Genomic DNA, 17,944 nt, shown 5'->3' on the forward strand with positions numbered 1-17,944 from the left:
GCGGACCGGGGGAGGGGCTGGTCAGCCGCTTCCGTTGCGGCCGCGCCCGGAGGACGGGCTCAGCGGCGTGGTGCGCGGGAAGCGGTCCGCGTGCGGCGGCCGGCGGCTGCCCGCCGGGGTGACCGGGGTGCGTTCGGAACGGATCGTGTACGGACGCGCCGGGTGGTGCGGCCAGCCGTCCGGCGGGCGGCTCGCGGACCGGCCGCCCGATCCCGCGCCGATCGCCTCGCGCACCAGTACCTCGCCGTCGGGGGAGATGCGCTGCGGGGACACCCCCGGGGCCAGCGGACCGGCCGGCAGCGGACCGCGCAGCGAACCGGGGCGCAGCCGCAGCCAGAGCCGCAGGATGATGCCCATGAGGCGGTCCTCCACCCAGGTGACGCCGGGCTCCAGCCACGGCATCGCCAGCAGGACGAGCAGGCCAGCGGCCCAGCCGAGCAGCACATCGCTGACCCAGTGCGTACCGAGGTAGACGGTCGTCATGCCGACGCCCAGCGCGCCCAGCGCGGCGATCACCGACAGCGTGCGGCGGCGCAGCGGCGTGGTCGCCAGATAGGCCAGCACACCCCAGGTGACCACGGCGTTCGCGGTGTGGCCGGAGGGGAATATGTCGCCGCCGAGCCCCATCTCGGTGGAGCCGACGGAGGTCGCGTAGTGCGGGCCGAGCCGGCCCATGCCGAGCTTGGCGGCGCCCACGGTCATGTTCAGCAGCAGCAGCGAGGCGCCGAGTACCAGCAGCGGGTGGAGGTTGCGCTGCCGCCAGCAGCGCCAGCCGAGCCAGGCCGCCACCGCCACCGCGGTCGGCCCGCGCTGTCCGAGCACCACGAAGTAGTCGAGGAAGGCGTGCATCTCCGGCCACTGCTTGTACGGCCGGAAGAACATGACCTGCCAGTCGAAGGCGACCAGCCATGAACTGGTCAGCACTCCGATCACGATCGCCGCGTACACCGCCAGAGTGCCGCCGAACAGCCATTGGCGGGTCCGGGTCATCCGGGGTGGCCGGGCGCGATCGGTCGGGCGCTCCTCCATCTGGTCGAGCTTCTCATCGGTACGCACTCAATCGACGTTACCGCGTGTGATGAAGGCACCTGGCCAAACCGTGCGCTTTGTAATGACGATGTGATGTGGAATGGGTCTCAAACGAGGCGGCGGGGCAGGGCTTTGAAAGTGAATTCACAGCGATTCTCCATCCCTTCGAGCCATCCGCGTGTCGTCACGCTCAGCGCCTTATCGGGTTTTCTCCGGCGGAGTTTATCTTTCCTTCGTCCGAGTGTCGCGCGGGGTTTCCCCGGTGCCGGAAGGGGCGGAAGGGGATCATTCGTTCCCCCGGCCTTCCCGCCGACCGGAAGATGATCATGGCGGGCCCGAACCGTTCAGCCAGAACGCGCCGTAGACCGCGGAGCCCACCGCCAGCAGCCCGACGACCAGCCCGGACCACACCGGGCGCCACCGCGCGAGCCCCGCCGCCGGCGGCAGCAGCAGCGGATAGGCCGGGAGCATCAGCCGGGGCTTGGACCCGAAGTAGCCCTTGGCGGCGAGCGCGAGCAGCAGCACCAGCCCGCCGTAGACCGCCAGCGGCAGCGGCTGCCCCCGCCGTACGCCGTGGACGTACAGCCAGATCACCAGGCCGACGCCGGCCAGCAGCCCGAGCCCGGCCGCGAACCCGGGCCCCGTCAGCTGGTCCCGGAGGAAGCCGGCGAACGCCAGACCGCCGTCGAAGCCGTTGCCCCAGCCGCCCTGGACCTCCAGGTAGCCGGTCAGCGAGCCCTGCCGCGCCGCCACCCACAGGAAGTAGCCGCACCAGCCGAGCGGCGCCAGCAGCACACCGGCTGCCATGCCGGGACGCGCCCGGAGCGCCGCCCGCAGCCGTATGGGCCTGTGCCGGAAGTCCCGTCTGCTCCGCGCCGCCCGGCACGCACGCTCGCTGCGTTGTCGGGATCGCCCCGATACGTCCAGTATCGGGGCGACCCTCCGTCTTGCGATCGCACGCACCGGACGCCGCGGAGCCCGCCCTTCAGGCGGACGACGGGACTTCCGGCACAGGCCCATGCCGCCCCCGGCCCGCTCGCGCCACAGCGTCACCGCCGCGGTGATCCACACCGCCGCGACCACCGCCGCGCCCACCGGCCGGGTCAGCCCGGCCAGCGAGGCCAGCGCCCCCGCCCACACCCAGCGCCCGGTCAGTACGGCGTACCCGGCCCAGGCCGCGAGCGCGGTGAACAGCGACTCGGAGTAGGCCATCGACTGCACGACCCCGACCGGCAGCGCGGCCCACAGTGCTGCCAGCGCCACCCCGGCCCGCGGCCCGTGCAGCCGCTCACCGGTCACGTACAGCGCCCACGCCGCCGCCAGTGACGACAGCCAGGCCACGACCATCCCGGCGTCGGCGGGGGAGAGCGGCGAGACCGCCGACAGCCCTCGCTCCAGCCACGGCAGCAGCGGGAAGAACGCCAGGCTGGAGTGGACCTCGCCGTCCGGCAGCTGGACCGCGAAGCCATAGCCCTGCTCGGCGACCCGGGTGTACCAGAGCGAGTCCCAGCGGGTGGTCAGCAGCGCGTGCCAGTCCCTGCCCTCGGCGGCGGACCACCCGGCGAGGACCACGAGGCCCAGCAGCCGGATCGCCGCGTACGCCGCCAGCGCGGGGGCGGCACGGCGCAGCGCGGCCCCCGCGGCGGAGCCGCCGGGCGCGGTCCGGCCGGTGACGGAAACCGGGGCAAGATCTTTCATCCGGACGATTATCGACGATGGACCAGGTGGCCGAAGAACGCCCGGCGCCGGAGGGCGGGGGAACGTACGGCGCTGCGATGCGCGTCTCATCGTGAGGTGAGCCACGCGGGCCCCTCGGGGACTCGCGTAGTCTGACGACTCAAACTCGCCCGTGCCACCGGTTCCACCGGGGCGTTTTTTCGCGCCCTGATCCGTGGCCGCGAGAGCATGACTGGAGGTGCTGCATGTCCGGGACGACCGCGTCCGGCAGTGAGCGGACGGCTGGTGTTGCCCGGCTTTCAGACGGCGGTGCGAACCGCTGGACCGTGCTGATCGTGCTCTGCGTCAGCCTGCTCTTCGTCGCGCTGGACACCACGATCCTGTACGTCGCCGTGCCGTCGGTCACCGAGGACCTGCGGCCGGGACCGGTGGAGCTGCTCTGGATCGTCGACGTCTATCCGCTGATCGCGGCGTCGCTGCTGATCCTCTTCGGCACCCTCGGCGACCGCGTCGGCCGCCGCCGGGTCCTCCTCCTCGGCTACGGCCTGTTCGGCCTGGCCTCGGCCCTCGCGGCGCTCGCGCCCAACCCGCAGATCCTGATGGTGGCCCGGGCCCTGCTCGGCATCGGCGGCGCGATGATCATGCCCGCGACACTGTCGATTCTGCGCCAGGTCTTCCCCGACCGGCGGGAGCGCGCGGTCGCCATCGGGGTGTGGAGCGCGGTGGCCGCGGTCGGCGCCGCGGTCGGCCCGGTCCTCGGCGGCTTCCTCGTCGAGAACTTCTGGTGGGGCTCGGTCTTTCTGATCAACATCCCGATGATGACCGTGATGCTGCTGGTGGGGCGGTGGCTGCTGCCCGAGTCGCGCGGTGAGCGCAATGGCCCCTGGGACGTGACCGGCGCGGTCGTCGCCTCGCTCGGTGTGCTGGGCATCGTCCTCGGTGTCAAGCGGATCGGCAGCGGCGAGGCCGTGATCGGCCCGACCACGCTGCTCCCCATCATCCTCGGCACCGCCCTGCTGATCGTCTTCGTACGCCGCCAGCGCCGGCGCGCGCACCCGCTGATCGATATGCGGCTGTTCGCCCGCCCCGCGTTCGGCACCTCCGTCGGCTGCATCGTGCTGGCCATGCTCGCCCTGGTGGGCCTCCAGCTGATCGCCGTCCAGTACCTCCAGCTCGTCCTGGGGCTCAGCCCGCTGCAGACCGGCCTGCGGATGCTGCCGCTGGTCTTCTCGGCGATGGCCGCCGGCCTGACCGGCTCGAAGATGCTGCACGCCCTCGGCCCGCGTGTCATGGTCTCGCTCGGCTTCGTGCTGACCGCCGCCGCGGTGCTCACCCTGACCGCGATGAGCGACCACGACCAGCCCTGGCTGCTGTCCGGCGGCTTCGTCCTGCTCGGCTTCGGCTTCCAGTCCACGCTGTTCGGCGCGTACGAGTCGATGCTCAGCGAGGCCCCCGCGGAGCAGTCCGGCGGTGCCGCCGCCATCGGTGAGACCTCCTACCAGCTCGGTGCCGGCATCGGGGTCGCCCTGCTCGGCAGCGTCATGAACGCCGCCTACGCGCCCGGTCTGGCCCAGGTCGCCGGGGTCCCCGCCAGGGCCTCCGAGGCGGCCGCGCACTCCCTCGGCGAGGCCTACAAGGTGGCCGCCGGCCTGAGCGGCGCCGCCCGGGACGTGCTGCGGGAGGCCGCCCGTGACGCCTTCGTCCGCGGGCTGCACACCACCCTGGTCTCCAGCGCCGTACTGCTGCTGATCGGTGCGGCGATCGCGCTGCGGCTGCCGCGCCGGGCCGCGGAGTCCACGGAGCGCGCGGAAGGCGAGGCCGCCGCCGGCGAGAGCACGGCGCGGGCCACCGGACCGGGCAGCGGCGAGCCCGCGTCGGCGAGCTCCGGCTCCCGCCCCTGAGCGGAGCTCCGGCTCCCGCCCCTGAGCGGCCGCACCAGGGCCGGTCGTCACCAGGTCTTCACCGCACGCCGGTCGTCACCGGGTCTCCACCGCACGGCGGTGACCCTTGCCGCGCGGCACCCCGGGCCGTACCGTCGAACGCACGCGTAACTACCACTGCTAGTTTTCGTTGCGAGCGCTGACCCGCCGGAGGCCCGCCATGTCCGCCACGCCGTCCTCAGCTTCCCCGACGCTCCCGCCGTTCGACCCCGGCGACCCCCTGGGCATCGACGACCTGCTCACGGACGAGGACCGCGCGGTCCGCGACACCGTCCGCCAGTGGGCCGCCGACCGCGTTCTGCCGCACATTGCCGAGTGGTACGAGGCCGGCGAACTGCCCACCCTCCGCGAACTCACCCGCGAGCTCGGCTCGATCGGCGCGCTCGGAATGTCCCTCACCGGATACGGCTGCGCCGGCGCCTCCGCCGTCCAGTACGGCCTGGCCTGCCTGGAGCTGGAGGCCGCCGACTCCGGCATCCGCTCGCTGGTCTCCGTCCAGGGCTCGCTCGCCATGTACGCGATCTGGCGCTTCGGCTCCGAGGAGCAGAAGCAGCGGTGGCTGCCCGCGATGGCGTCCGGCGAGGTCATCGGCTGCTTCGGGCTGACCGAGCCCGACGCCGGCTCCGACCCGGCATCCCTGCGCACGTACGCGAAGCGGGACGGCACGGACTGGGTGCTCAACGGGCGCAAGATGTGGATCACCAACGGCTCGGTGGCCGGGGTCGCGGTCGTCTGGGCGCAGACCGACGACGGCATCCGCGGCTTCGCCGTGCCGACCGGGACCCCCGGCTTCTCGGCCTCCGACATCAAGCACAAGTGGTCCCTGCGCGCGTCGGTGACCAGCGAACTCGTCCTGGACGACGTACGGCTGCCGGCTGACGCGGTGCTTCCCGGGGCCACCGGCCTGCGCGGCCCGCTCGGCTGCCTGAGCCACGCCCGTTACGGCATCGTCTGGGGCTCCATGGGCGCCGCCCGCGCCGGCTTCGAGGCGGCGCTAGAGTACGCCAGGACCCGGGAGCAGTTCGGCAAGCCCATCGGCGGCTTCCAGCTCACCCAGGCCAAGCTCGCCGACATGGCCGTCGAACTGCACAAGGGCATCCTGCTCGCCCACCATCTGGGGCGGCGGATGGACGCGGGGCGGCTGCGCCCCGAGCAGGTCAGCTTCGGCAAGCTGAACAATGTACGGGAGGCGATCGAGATCTGCCGCACGGCCCGGACGATTCTCGGCGCCAACGGGATCTCTCTGGAGTACCCCGTGATGCGGCATGCGACGAACCTCGAGTCGGTGCTCACCTACGAGGGCACCGTCGAGATGCACCAGCTGGTGCTGGGCAAGGCTCTCACCGGGCTGGACGCTTTCCGGTAGGCGGGGCCTGCCCCGGGCGGCTTGTCCTGGGTGGCCTGTCCGTCAACTCCGGTTACCGCGTGGCCCCGAGGCGGCCCCCGGCCGGAATGACCATCCGGCTTCCCCCGCTCCCCCCGGCCTCCCCATGCTCAACTCTGGTTGAAGAAGCCCCCGTTGCGGTGGTCGCGGGTCTCGCCGCTGCACACCTGGTAGTCGGCGGGGGTGAGCAGGAACACGCGGGTGGCGACCCGTTCGATCGACCCGCGCAGGCCGAAGGTCAGACCGGCCGCGAAATCCACCACACGCTTGGCGTCGGCGGGCTCCATGGACGTCAGATTGACGATCACCGGGACGCCGTCCCGGAACAGCTCGCCGATACCGCGGGCGTCCCGGAAGCTCTCCGGAGTGACCGTGGCGATGCGGGTGCCCTGGTCCTGGGCGGTTTCGTCGGCGACCCGGACCCGCGGGTCGGTCACCCAGGGATTGCTGCCGCCCTGGCCGCCGGCATCGGGTCCCTCGGCGTAGTCGTCGTCGTAGTAGCGCTCGTCGTCACTGTCGTCGACGAGGCCAAGCCAGGCGCTCGCCTTGCGTACCGATCCCATTGACGCCTCCTCTCACCCGCGGTGTCTGTGTGTCCGACCCCTATCGTCGTCCATGAGGCCGAGGGTGTGCCAAGTGGATAGCCGCCGCACGGGGGGTTCGTGACACATCTGGTGCAAAGAGGGTGGCACACCATCACCTTGCGCGCCCCGTAGGGCAACTGACGATACGAAGAGTGCGAACGTGATCACTTTCGGTACCGATATCGGTACCACCTCTTGCGCGCCAGCGGTAGTACGCCCGAAACTCCGCTCAGCGCTTGTCAGGGGCACGTAAAAACAGATGTGCGGATTGATGTGCGGATTTCCGTGCCCTTCGGCTGCGCCTCACCGGGCTGCTCACCCGCGGCCCCCGATCCCCCTCGGAGGAATCAGTGAGGAACGAGCGCACCACCCCCCGCAGCGGCGTACCCAGACGCATCCGGCTGACCGCCGTCGCGTCCGGAATAGCGGCCATCGGGGCCCTCGCCGTCCCCGCGGCCCACGCCCAGAACCCCGCCCCCGACCGGACGTTCGGCGCGGCCCAGCTGTCGGCCGCCGCTGACGCGGTACGTACCGCGGATGTCGCCGGTACCGCCTGGCGGGTCGACGACACCACCCGCACCCTGGTCGTCACCGCCGACCGCACCGTCTCCCAGGACGAGATCGCCCGGATCCGGCGGGCCGCGGGCGGCAACGCCGCCGCGATCCGTATCGACCGGATCGCGGGCACCCTCCGCAAGTACATCTCCGGCGGCGACCCCATCCACGCCCCCAGCTGGCGCTGCTCGCTGGGCTTCAACGTCCGCAAGGGCAGTACCTATTACTTCCTGACGGCCGGACACTGCACCGACGGCAGCCCGCCCTGGACCACCGGTTCCGGGAGTTCCCTCGGCAGGACCGTCGGCAGCAGCTTCCCCGGCGACGACTACGGCATCGTCCAGTACACCGGCTCGACCGATCACCCGGGCACCGTCGGCAGCCAGGACATCACCAGCGCCGCCACCCCGGGCGTCGGCCAGACCGTCACCCGGCGCGGCTCGACCACCGGCATCCACAGCGGCCGGGTCACCGGCCTGAACGCCACCGTCAACTACGGCAACGGCGACATCGTCCGCGGGCTCATCCAGACCACCGTCTGCGCCGAACCCGGCGACAGCGGCGGACCCCTCTACTCGGGGACCACGGCGCTGGGTCTCACCTCCGGCGGCAGCGGCGACTGCCGGTCCGGCGGCACCACCTTCTTCCAGCCCGTCACCGAGGCGCTCGACCGGTACGGCGTGAGCGTCTACTGACGCCGCTGACACCGACCGGCTGATCCGTGTACGGACGTCCCGCCGGCACCCCGGGCCCGGGTCCGGCGGGACGGAGCCCCGTATCGCCGGTGTACGAGGGGCCGCCCCGCGAGCCTCGACCCCTCTCCGGGCCGGGCATACCATGGAAAGCGGCTCGATTCGGGCGGCATGCGACCGCATCGACGACATACGGCAGACATCGGCATACGGCAGATATCAGGGAGCCGTGATGGTCGAAGAACTGGTGCAGACCGCGGTGGGGCTGGGGTTCGCCGGCGCCGTGTATTTCATGGCGGCGGCCCGCGTGGTCAAGCAGTACGAACGCGGTGTGGTGCTCCGGCTGGGGCGGCTGCGCTCGGCGGTGCGGGAGCCCGGCTTCACCATGATCATTCCGGGCATCGACCGGATGCACAAGGTCAATATGCAGATCGTCACGATGCCGGTGCCCGCACAGGAGGGCATCACCCGCGACAACGTCACAGTCCGGGTGGACGCGGTGGTCTACTTCAAGGTCGTGGACGCCGCCGATGCGGTCATCCGGGTCGAGGACTACCGCTTCGCGGTCTCCCAGATGGCCCAGACCTCACTGCGGTCGATCATCGGCAAGAGCGAGCTGGACGATCTGCTGTCGAACAGGGAGAAGCTCAACCAGGGCCTGGAGCTGATGATGGACAGCCCGGCCATCGGCTGGGGAGTGACCGTCGACCGGGTCGAGATCAAGGACGTCTCGCTGCCGGAGACCATGAAGCGCTCGATGGCCCGCCAGGCGGAGGCGACCCGGGACCGGCGCGCCCGGGTGATCAACGCTGACGCCGAGCTGCAGGCGTCGAAGAAGCTGGCCGAGGCCGCCGCGGCGATGTCCGACCAGCCCGCGGCGCTGCAACTGCGGCTGCTGCAGACCGTGGTGGCGGTCGCCGCTGAGAAGAACTCCACCCTGGTCCTGCCCTTCCCCGTGGAGCTGCTGCGGTTCCTGGAACGCTCCGGGCTGGAGTCCAAGGCGCAGACCGAGCTGGCCGTGGCCGAGGCGGAGGCCGCGCGGGAGCGACTGGCACAGGCATCCGCACCCGCCGGCGAGCCGACTTCAGGCGGGCCGGCCTCCGGCGGGCCGGCTGCCGCCGAACCGCAGGCTGCCGCTGAACCGCAGGCCGCCGCCGAGGCGTCGCGCGTCGAGGGCACCGCGACCGAGCCGCCGCCGGTACTGGAGGAGCTCCCGAAGGCGGAGAACCTGCCCTGAGCCGCGGGCCCCTGAGCCATGAGCCTCTGAGCCGTGGGCCCCTGAGTCATAGGCCCCTGAGCCATGGACCCCTGAGCCATGGGCCTCTGAAGACATGGGCCCCTGAACCGTAGACCGCATCCTTCGCCGTACGGACCCGTCGCCGCGGGTGCGTACGGCGCGTCGCTTTCCGGCCAGTTCCGGTCGTCACAAACCCGCTCGGCCCCGGCCGCTCCGCATGCCCTCTGATGTCCGCACTCAGAACCGCTGTGCGCGGATATCGGTGTGACGACCTTGTGAGAAAAGTGTGAATTCCCTTACGTGGGACCGGAATTGGGTCTTGTGCATGAGTGAGACGGGTGGGAATACTCAAGAGCACACGTTGGCATGGACGCGACTCCCCGGGCGCTGCTGACGGGGCGGCTCCGTCCGTGTCCCGAACACTCACTCTCCGGGCCCACGCGACTCCCCACAGTCCGGGCCCTTCCCCCCACGGGAGGCTCTGAGTTGAAGCATCGACGCATACCCAAGCGACGTGTCCTGATAGCCGGCGCCGGGGCGCTCGCGCTCGCCGCCACCGGCACCCTCACCCTCGCCAGCGCCCATGCGGCCCCGGCCCCCACCGCGGCCCGGCTGACCCCGGCCGCGGCGACAGCCCTGGCATCCCAGTTCAAGACCGGTACGGCTGGCGCGTTCTACGACGCCCGGGCCGGGAAGCTGGTGGTCAACGTCGTCGACGAGGCGGCGGCCCGTACCGTGCGGGCGAAGGGCGCGGAGGCCCGGATCGTCCAGCACACCCAGGCCCAGCTCGACGCGGCCCGGCACACCCTGAAGGCGAAGGCGACCGTTCCCGGTACGTCCTGGAGCATGGACCCGCGGACCAACAAGGTCGTGGTCACCGCCGACCGCACGGTCAAGGGCGCCGCGCTCGACCGGCTCACCAAGGTCGTGGGCAGTCTGGGCGACAAGGCCGAACTCCGCCGCACCAAGGGAGAGTTCAAGCGCTTCATCGCCGGCGGCGACGCGATCTGGGGGGACAGCGCCCGCTGTTCGCTCGGCTTCAACGTCGTCAAGGGCGGCCAGCCGTACTTCCTGACCGCCGGTCACTGCGGCAACGCGGTCAAGAGCTGGTCCGACAAGCAGGGCGGCCAGGAGATCGCCACCACCGAGGAGTCCAGCTTCCCCGGTAACGACTACTCCATCGCGAAGTACACGGGCGACACCCCGCACCCGAGCGAGGTCGACCTCTACAACGGCAGCACCCAGAAGATCACCAAGGCCGCGGAAGGCACGGTCGGCGAGAAGGTGCAGCGCAGCGGCAGCACCACCCAGGTGCATGACGGGTCGGTCAAGGCGCTCAACGCCACCGTCAACTACCAGGAGGGGACCGTCGAGGGCCTGATCCAGACCGACGTCTGCGCCGAGCCCGGTGACAGCGGCGGCGCGCTCTTCGACGGCGAGACCGCGCTCGGCCTCACCTCCGGTGGCAGTGGCGACTGCTCCGGCGGCGGCGAGACCTTCTTCCAGCCGGTGCCCGAGGCCCTGCAGGCCTACGGGGCGGAGATCGGCTGACGGGTCCGACGGGTCCGACAGGTCCGACAGGTATGGCGCATGACGAGCGGCACCGGCCCCCGGACGGGCGCGACGTCCGGGGGCCGGTGCCGTGCTCCGGTGCCGTACGCGGAGGCCTCCGGGCATCGCCGTCCGATGCCCGGGGACCGTCCGGTGCCCGGAGGCCTTGGCCATGGCGCGGTCAGAACAGGAAGACCGAGCCGGTGCCGCCGGCCATCGTGCAGGCGTTGGCGAAGGTGTACGTGTACGACACCCGCTTGCCCTGCCATACGCCGTCCGCGGTGACCAGTATCGGTGCCCACTCCTTCGTGCACACGCGCTCCGACACGGTGGTGTTGGTCACCTTGTCGAAGTCACCGGATACCGCGCGTAGTTGGGTACAGGCGGCCTTCGGGGCCGGGTGGCTGCCGGTCGCCGTCGGCGCGCAGCTGAGCGTCACCGCGCGCTGCACCGTGGCGGTCGCGCGGCTTTCGCCCTGACCGACGGTCAGCACCAGTTCCGTCGGCGCGTAGAGCCCACCGGACCGTCCGGACTGCGCCGGCGCGGCGACAGCCTGTGCGGTGGTGGCCAGGGTGCCGAGAACCAGGGCCGTACCGAGCGCGATCGCCCCAGCGATGTACCGCATGACAACACTCCTTTGTGTTTGCGGGTGCAGATGCCGAACGGGAGTCTGGCCCAACCGCACTCCGAAAGCATCTGGATCTCGCACCGGGGCGATTGCTTTGAGTCGATGAGCGGGAGCTGAGGGTAATGGCGGGAACGCATCGCAGGCGGTGCGGGGGAGCCGGGAGGAATCATGTGCGGCCAGCCGGAATGCCGGGTTCGCCGTGCTGGTGGCAAGAAAGGTTCGGACCCGGAAGGTAGGAATCCGGCCGCCGACCGGTCGTTCGGGAGGATTTCGATCTCCGGTGATTGGCCGAAGAGCAGGGCCGGAGGCGGCCTCCGTCCGGCCCGGGCGGCCGGCCGGGGTAAGAGCCGCCTGCCCTCGGTCCGCCTTACTCCGGCAAAGTCCCGTTCTCCCGCTTTCCCGAAGTCCCGTTCTCCCGCTTTCCGTTCTCCTGCTTCCGGAAAGCCGAGAGGATCATGGTGAGCGCCGTGCCGCCCGCCGCCCAGGCGGAGAGCACCAGAAGGGAACAGGTCAGCGCGTTGCCGTGGAAGTAGGCGAGTGAGCGGGCCGACCAGGTGCCGGCTCCGGGCGGCAGCGCGGGGCCGATCTCCCGCCAGAAGGGCGGCAGCAAGGGGTACGGATAGGCGCCGCCCGCGCTCGGGTTGCCGAGGATGACGATCAGCAGGATCGCCAGGCCGATGCCGATGAGGCCCAGCAGGGCCTGGCAGGCCAGGGTGGTGGCGCCGACCGCGAAGACGATCAGGGCGCCCAGGCCCCACAGTCCGGGGAAGGAGCCGGGCAGTGCGCCCAGGACCGGTCCGACGACGATCGCGCCGGCCAGCCCGGCGGCGATCGCGTACACGGCGAGCGCGGCCAGCCGGATGACCGCCCGGTGCGTGTTGGAGGGGCGCGCCCCGGCGCTGATCGCGAGGATCGCGGCGCACAGATAGCCGCCGACGCACCAGCCGACGACGAGGTAGAAGGCGGAGAGGCTGCGGCTGTCGCCCGGGGTGGCGGGGGCCACGTCCACGGTGTGCACGGTGCGGTTCCGGGCCTTCTCGGCCGTGCGGACGACCAGTTCGACCGCCTGGGAGAGGGAGGCGCCGCCGCCGCTGGCCACCAGCAGCCGGTCGGTGCTGCCGCGCGGGTCGACGATCAGGGCGCCGTCGATCTCCCGGTCGGCGATCTGCTGCCGCGCCGCCCGCTCGGAGTCGAGCGGGCGCGGGTCCAGAGGGGAGCCGGGCAGGCGGTCCAGCTCGGTCACCAGCTGTCCGCGGACGGGTGCGGGGGCGGCCACGCCGAGCGGTACGTCGGCCGGCCGGGGCTGGTGGAAGGCCCCGGTGTACGACGTGATGAACGCGGTCATCAGGCCCAGGACGCCGAGCACCAGCAGGAAGGCGTGCGGGGTCACCGCGCTCTTCACCTCCCCGAGGAAGGTGGTGCGGGCGCCGTCGTCCGTCGTGGCCATGCGTCGCTCCTCGTCGCAGATGCGACTGCCGGTGCACCGGTACAAGGGCCATCTTGCGGTCGGTGGCCGGGTGGCGCAGATCGGGCGGGTCGATCGGGTGGATGGTCGGGCGGGTCGATCGGGTGGGTGGTCGGGAGTGGTCAGGGGGGCGATCGGGGGAGTGGTCGGGGGAAGTGGTCGGGCCACCGCAGCGTTCGTACGAATGTTCGATCGCGGGGTATGGTGGAGGGGAGGAGCAAGAGACAGCAGGTCAGCTGGGGGCGGATGAGGTGCAGGAGGTGCGGATGCCGGGGTTCACGCATCTGCACACCGCTTCGGGCTTCTCCCTGCGCTACGGCGCCTCCCACCCGGAGCGGCTCGTCGAGCGCGCCGCCGAGCGCGGTATGGGTGCCCTCGCGCTCACCGACCGGGACGCGCTCTCCGGAGCCGTACGCTTCGCCAGGGCCGCCGCCGGGGCCGGTGTCCGGCCGCTGTTCGGTGCCGACCTCGCCGTGGCGGACCGGGCGGGCGACCGGCAGCCGGTGCGGGCTGCCGCGGCGCGGCGCCGGACCCCGGTCCGCGGCGGCGCCTTCCTCGACGAGTCCGCCGCCCGCGCGGTCTTCCTGGCCCGCGACGGAGCGGCCGGCTGGGCCGCCCTGTGCCGGCTGGTCTCAGCGGCCCACGCCCATGCCCACGCCCACGCCCACGCCCACCGGGCCGAGCGGCCCGTCCTCCCGTGGGACGCCCTGGAGGCCGCCCCGGACGGCCTGACCGTGCTGCTCGGACCGGACTCCGAGGTCGGCCGGGCGCTCTCCGCCGGCCGCCCGGACCGCGCCGCCCGGCTCCTCGCGCCCTGGCGCGAGCTGTACGGCGAGGCGCTCCGCCTGGAGGTCGTCGACCACGGCCGGCCCGGCAGCGGCCCCGGCTCCGCGCGGCTCGCCGCCCGCACCCTCGGCTTCGCCGTCGACCAGCGCGTCCACGCCGTGCTGAGCAACGCGGTCCGCTACGCCGACCCCGGCCAGGGCCCGGTCGCCGACGTCCTGGACTCCGCCCGCCGCCTGGTGCCGGTCGACCCGTACCGCCCCGAGAGCTGGGACAGCGGCGAACGCTGGCTCAAGGACACCGCCGCGATGGCCGCGACCGCCGAGCGGATCGCCGAGGCGGCCGGCTTCCGCCGTGAACTGGCGCACCGGCTGCTCGCCATGACCGAGGAGACCGCCGGTGCCTGCCGGGTCGACCCTCGGGACGACATCGGGCTCGGCCGGATCCACTTCCCCGAGCCCCGGCTGGTCGGCGCCGGACACCGCACCGCCGCCCGGGTGCTGCGCTCCCGCTGCACCGCCGGAATGGTGCTGCGCGGCTACGACCAGGACCGTACGCGCTGGGCGCGGCTGCACGACGAGCTGCGGACGATCGAACGTCTCGGCTATCCCTCCTACTTCCTGACGGTCGCTCAAGTCGTGGACGACATATGGGAGATGGGTGTACGGGTCGCGGCCCGCGGGTCCGGCGCCGGATCGCTGGTCAACCACCTCCTGGGGATCGCGCACGCCGATCCGGTCGAGCACGGGCTGCTGATGGAGCGCTTCCTGTCCGGACGGCGGGCGGCGCTGCCGGATATCGACATCGATGTGGAGTCCGCCCGCCGGCTGGAGGTCTACCGCGCGATCTTCGACCGCTTCGGCACCGAGCGGGTCGCCACGGTCTCGATGCCCGAGACCTACCGGGTACGGCACGCCGTACGGGACGTGGGCGCCGCCCTGGGCATGGACCCGGCGCGGGTGGACCGGCTCGCCAAGGCCTTCCCGCACATCCGCGCCCGCGATGCACGGGCGGCGCTGGCCGAACTGCCGGAGCTGCGCGGTGTACGGGAGGCCGGCACCGAACGGCTGTGGCAGCTGGTCGAGGCGCTGGACGCGCTGCCGCGCGGGATCGCCATGCACCCGTGCGGGGTGCTGCTCTCGGACGCCACCCTGCTGGACCGTACGCCCACCGTGCCGACCAGCGGTGAAGGCTTCCCGATGTCCCAGTTCGACAAGGACGACGTGGAGGAACTGGGGCTGCTCAAGCTCGATGTGCTGGGCGTACGGATGCAGTCCGCGATGGCCCACGCGGTCGCCGAGATCGGCCGGGCCACCGGGCGGCGGATCGACCTCGACGACCCCGCGCAGGTGCCGCCCGGCGACCCGGCCACCTACAGCCTGATCCGCTCGACCGAGACGCTCGGCTGCTTCCAGATCGAGTCGCCGGGCCAGCGCGACCTGATCGGGCGGCTGCAGCCGGCCACCTTCCACGACCTGGTCGTCGACATCTCCCTCTTCCGGCCCGGACCGGTCGCCGCCGACATGGTGCGGCCCTTCATCGAGGCTCGGCGCGGCCGCGCGCCCGTCCGCTATCCGCACCCCGACCTGGAGAAACCGCTGCGCGAGACCTATGGGGTGGTGGTCTTCCACGAGCAGATCATCGAGGTGCTGCGGATCATGACGGGCTGTGCGCGGGACGAGGCGGACGAGCGGCGGCGCGCGCTGTCGGACCCGGAGCGGCAGGGCGAGGTGCGCACCTGGTTCGCCCGGTGCGCCGAGCGGCGCGGCTACCCGCCCGACGTGATCGCGCGCACCTGGGAGATCGTCGAGGCCTTCGGCTCGTACGGCTTCTGCAAGGCGCATGCGGTGGCGTTCGCGGTGCCCACCTACCAGTCCGCCTGGCTCAAGGCGCACCACCCCGCCGCCTTCTACGCCGGGCTGCTCACCCACGACCCGGGGATGTATCCCAAGCGGCTGCTGCTGGCGGATGCCCGGCGGCGCGGGGTGCCGGTACTGCCGTTGGACGTGAACCGGTCGGCGGTCACCCATCGGATCGAACTGGTGTCCGGTAATGCTGGTGGTTCCGGTGGCGTCTGGGGGCTGCGGCTGGCCCTCTCCGACGTCCACGGGATGAGCGGGGCCGAGGCGCGGCGCATCGCGGCCGGGCAGCCCTACCACTCCCTCCAGGACCTGTGGCAGCGGGCCCGGCCGTCCCGCCCGGTCGCCGAACGCCTCGCCCGGGTCGGCGCGTTGGACGCCTTCGGCGCGAACCGGCGGGATCTGCTGCTGTACCTCGCCGAGCTGCACCACCACGGGCGGCATGCGCCCGGCGGCCAGCTGACGCTCCATACGGACCCGGCGCTCTATGCGGGCCAGGAGGAACGGGCCGAAGCGGCTGAACTGGTCGAACAGGTCGAGCCGGTCGAGCCGGCGGGCCTGCCCGACCTGAGCGACGTCGAACGGCTCAGCGCCGAGCTGGGCGTCCTCGGCATGGACGCCTCCCGCCACCTGATGACCGATCACCGGGAGTTCCTCGCCGAGCTGGGCGTCCTGCCGGCCCGGCTGCTGCAACGCGCCCGGAACGGGGAGACGGTGCTGGTCGCCGGGGCCAAGGCGGCCACCCAGACTCCGTCGGTCCGCTCCGGCCGCCGGATCATCTTCACCACCCTCGACGACAGCACGGGCCTGGTCGACTGCGCCTTCTTCGACGACAGTCACGAGCAGTGCGCCCGCACCGTCTTCCACTCCTGGCTGCTGCTGGTACGCGGTACGGTCCAGCGGCGCGGCCCGCGCAGCCTCAGTGTGGTCGGCGCCGCCGCCTGGAACCTCGCCGAACTGGCCGAACTCCGCCGTACGGGCGGTCTGGCGGCGGTCACCGCCCGGCTCACGGAGGAGCCGGGGGAGGAGCGGGGGGAGGCGCGGGAGAAGGGGTCCGGGAAGGCGCCTGGACGGGAGCCCGGGACGGGGCCCGGGGCAGGGCCCGAGAAGGCCGCCGCGGGCCGCACCATCCGGCTGGAGACCGGCTACGAGCTGCACCCCTGGGCCGACCTCCAGCCCCCGGGTGAACGCGCCGCCACCGGCCGCAAGTTGTGGCACTCCAGCCCGGGGAGCGCGGGATGAACTCCTCCGATGCCGGCACCGTTGCCGGGCCGCCCGCCGCGCCGCCGCCGGAACCCCCCGGTGCGAGTACCGGCTCCACCTCCACTGGAGCGGCTGACGCCGCGCCTCCTGCCGCGCGGCCGCCGGGCGTGCTCCACATCCGCTTCTTCCACACCGACGGCACCCCCGTCGGCGCCGGGCAGTACGAGCAACTGCTCCGGCTGCTCGCCCAGTTCACCCCGGTGGCCGAGGCGCTTCCGCCGGACGCCGCGCTGGCCGATGTACGCGGTGCGCTGCGCTACTTCGGCCGGGACGCGGCGGGCGTCGCCGAGCTGATCCGGCTGCGCGCGCTGTCTGGTGCGGCGTACGGTGCACGATCGGGATCGCCGCCAACCCGCTGCTCGCCCGGATGGCGGCCCAGGGGGCGGCACCCGGGGAGACCCGGGCCGTCCCCGGCGACGCCGGCACCGTCGCGGCCTTCCTCGACCGCCGGCCCGCCTCGGCGCTGCACGGTGTCGGCCCGGCGGCCGCGCGCGCCCTGTCCGCGTACGGACTCGACAGCGTCGGCCGGATCGCCGCCGCACCGCCCGCGACCCTGCAGCGGATCCTCGGCGCGAAGACCGGCCGGGCCGTCCACGAGCGGGCCCGCGGCATCGACCCGACGCCGGTGGTGCCCAACGCCGCCGCCCGCTCGATGGGCGCCGAACACCGCTTCGCGCACGACGAGCTGGATCCGGTCCGGCGCCGCCGGGCGCTGCTCTCGCTCGCCGACGAGCTCGGGGCCCGGCTGCGCGCGAGCGGACAGGTGGCCCGCGCGCTCACCCTCACCGTGCGGTACGCCGACCGTTCCACGACCGTCCGCACCCGGCGGCTGGCCGAACCCACCGCACACGGGCCCGCACTCACCGAGGCGGCCTACGCTCTGCACACCGCGCTCGGACTCCAGCGCGCCCGGGTACGGTCCGTGGCGCTGCGGGCGGAGGACCTGTGCCGCGCCGAACTCGCCGCGCGGCAGCTGACCTTCGACCCGTCCGACGACAAGGCACACCGCATCGAAGCCGCCACGGACCGGGCCAGGGCCCGGTTTGGGGCTGGGGCTGTAGGGCCCGCCGCTGCCCGTCCGCTGCGCTTGGCCTGATTCCCACGTTGTCGGCTTTCCCGCCGCGCTGGTTGCTCGCCGTTGCGCCGTCGCGGCGCCCCGTTTGTTTTTGGCGTTCCTCGCCGTGTCGCCTGGCGGCGGGCCGTTGCCGCTGCGCGGGGCTGTACGTCACGGGTGCGCCCCTCCGAACTTCGTTCTGCGGTGCGCCCCCTCCCGTGGGTGGGTGGAAGAAGACCGGTG

General features: G+C 72.6%; 11 protein-coding genes and 1 pseudogene. 7 read left to right on the top strand and 5 right to left on the bottom strand.

The genetic code is table 11. The features are described from left to right. Positions 1–21: 21 nt before the first annotated feature. Both ACFY12_RS05440 and ACFY12_RS05445 read right to left on the bottom strand, forming a co-directional pair. Positions 22–1,056 (bottom strand): phosphatase PAP2 family protein, encoded by a 1,035-nt coding sequence (locus ACFY12_RS05440; RefSeq protein ID WP_390714423.1) that lies wholly within the window; start codon positions 1,054–1,056, stop codon positions 22–24. Between the two features lie 297 nt (positions 1,057–1,353). Further along, a complete protein-coding gene (locus ACFY12_RS05445) occupies positions 1,354–2,727 on the bottom strand; it encodes a hypothetical protein (RefSeq protein WP_390714424.1) in 1,374 nt (457 codons plus the stop codon). Positions 2,728–2,951: 224 nt separating this feature from the next. Between ACFY12_RS05445 and ACFY12_RS05450 the strand changes: the two genes are divergently transcribed. Both ACFY12_RS05450 and ACFY12_RS05455 read left to right on the top strand, forming a co-directional pair. Then, positions 2,952–4,607 (top strand): MFS transporter, encoded by a 1,656-nt coding sequence (locus tag ACFY12_RS05450; RefSeq protein ID WP_390714425.1) that lies wholly within the window; start codon positions 2,952–2,954, stop codon positions 4,605–4,607. 199 nt (positions 4,608–4,806) lie between these two features. After that, positions 4,807–6,012, top strand: coding sequence for an acyl-CoA dehydrogenase family protein (locus ACFY12_RS05455; protein ID WP_390714426.1), 1,206 nt, complete (start codon positions 4,807–4,809; stop codon positions 6,010–6,012). A 128-nt stretch (positions 6,013–6,140) separates the two neighbouring features. Here ACFY12_RS05455 and ACFY12_RS05460 read toward each other — a convergent pair whose 3' ends face one another. Beyond that, positions 6,141–6,593: a cell division protein SepF gene (locus ACFY12_RS05460; protein ID WP_390714427.1), complete on the bottom strand. Its 453-nt coding sequence runs from the start codon at positions 6,591–6,593 to the stop codon at positions 6,141–6,143. A gap of 371 nt (positions 6,594–6,964) precedes the next feature. Between ACFY12_RS05460 and ACFY12_RS05465 the strand changes: the two genes are divergently transcribed. The 3 genes from ACFY12_RS05465 (at position 6,965) to ACFY12_RS05475 (ending at position 10,649) form a co-directional block, all read left to right on the top strand. Further along, a complete protein-coding gene (locus tag ACFY12_RS05465) occupies positions 6,965–7,864 on the top strand; it encodes a S1 family peptidase (protein ID WP_390714428.1) in 900 nt (299 codons plus the stop codon). A 229-nt stretch (positions 7,865–8,093) separates the two neighbouring features. Continuing rightward, positions 8,094–9,098 carry a slipin family protein gene (locus ACFY12_RS05470; protein ID WP_390714429.1) on the top strand — a complete coding sequence of 335 codons (1,005 nt, stop codon included), beginning with the start codon at positions 8,094–8,096 and terminating at the stop codon, positions 9,096–9,098. Positions 9,099–9,584: 486 nt separating this feature from the next. Then, complete coding sequence (locus tag ACFY12_RS05475; RefSeq protein ID WP_390714430.1) at positions 9,585–10,649, top strand: S1 family peptidase; 1,065 nt, start codon at positions 9,585–9,587, stop codon at positions 10,647–10,649. Between the two features lie 181 nt (positions 10,650–10,830). Here ACFY12_RS05475 and ACFY12_RS05480 read toward each other — a convergent pair whose 3' ends face one another. Continuing rightward, positions 10,831–11,274 (bottom strand): subtilase-type protease inhibitor, encoded by a 444-nt coding sequence (locus ACFY12_RS05480; RefSeq protein ID WP_390714431.1) that lies wholly within the window; start codon positions 11,272–11,274, stop codon positions 10,831–10,833. Positions 11,275–11,644: 370 nt separating this feature from the next. Next, on the bottom strand, positions 11,645–12,724 hold the full coding sequence (locus tag ACFY12_RS05485; RefSeq protein WP_390714432.1) for a DUF3533 domain-containing protein: 1,080 nt from the start codon (positions 12,722–12,724) through the stop codon (positions 11,645–11,647). A 284-nt stretch (positions 12,725–13,008) separates the two neighbouring features. Here ACFY12_RS05485 and ACFY12_RS05490 point away from each other — a divergent pair, with 284 nt between their 5' ends. Continuing rightward, positions 13,009–16,626 (top strand): DNA polymerase III subunit alpha, encoded by a 3,618-nt coding sequence (locus tag ACFY12_RS05490; protein ID WP_390714433.1) that lies wholly within the window; start codon positions 13,009–13,011, stop codon positions 16,624–16,626. Further along, positions 16,623–17,743: pseudogene (locus tag ACFY12_RS05495) on the top strand (hypothetical protein). Before ACFY12_RS05490 ends, ACFY12_RS05495 begins: the two are co-directional and overlap by 4 nt. The last annotated feature ends 201 nt before the right edge of the window (positions 17,744–17,944 follow it).

This window comes from Streptomyces sp. NPDC001339 (genome assembly GCF_042895955.1).
In the GTDB taxonomy this organism is placed as follows: Bacteria; Actinomycetota; Actinomycetes; order Streptomycetales; family Streptomycetaceae; genus Streptomyces.

What these genes read in the sequence shown, in the direction of transcription:
- ACFY12_RS05445 (WP_390714424.1), bottom strand. Translation starts at nt 2,727, where the DNA reads ATGAAAGATCTTGCCCCGGTTTCCGTCACCGGCCGGACCGCGCCCGGC.
- ACFY12_RS05450 (WP_390714425.1), top strand. Translation starts at nt 2,952, where the DNA reads ATGTCCGGGACGACCGCGTCCGGCAGTGAGCGGACGGCTGGTGTTGCC.
- ACFY12_RS05455 (WP_390714426.1), top strand. Translation starts at nt 4,807, where the DNA reads ATGTCCGCCACGCCGTCCTCAGCTTCCCCGACGCTCCCGCCGTTCGAC.
- ACFY12_RS05460 (WP_390714427.1), bottom strand. Translation starts at nt 6,593, where the DNA reads ATGGGATCGGTACGCAAGGCGAGCGCCTGGCTTGGCCTCGTCGACGAC.
- ACFY12_RS05470 (WP_390714429.1), top strand. Translation starts at nt 8,094, where the DNA reads ATGGTCGAAGAACTGGTGCAGACCGCGGTGGGGCTGGGGTTCGCCGGC.
- ACFY12_RS05480 (WP_390714431.1), bottom strand. Translation starts at nt 11,274, where the DNA reads ATGCGGTACATCGCTGGGGCGATCGCGCTCGGTACGGCCCTGGTTCTC.
- ACFY12_RS05485 (WP_390714432.1), bottom strand. Translation starts at nt 12,724, where the DNA reads ATGGCCACGACGGACGACGGCGCCCGCACCACCTTCCTCGGGGAGGTG.
- ACFY12_RS05490 (WP_390714433.1), top strand. Translation starts at nt 13,009, where the DNA reads ATGCCGGGGTTCACGCATCTGCACACCGCTTCGGGCTTCTCCCTGCGC.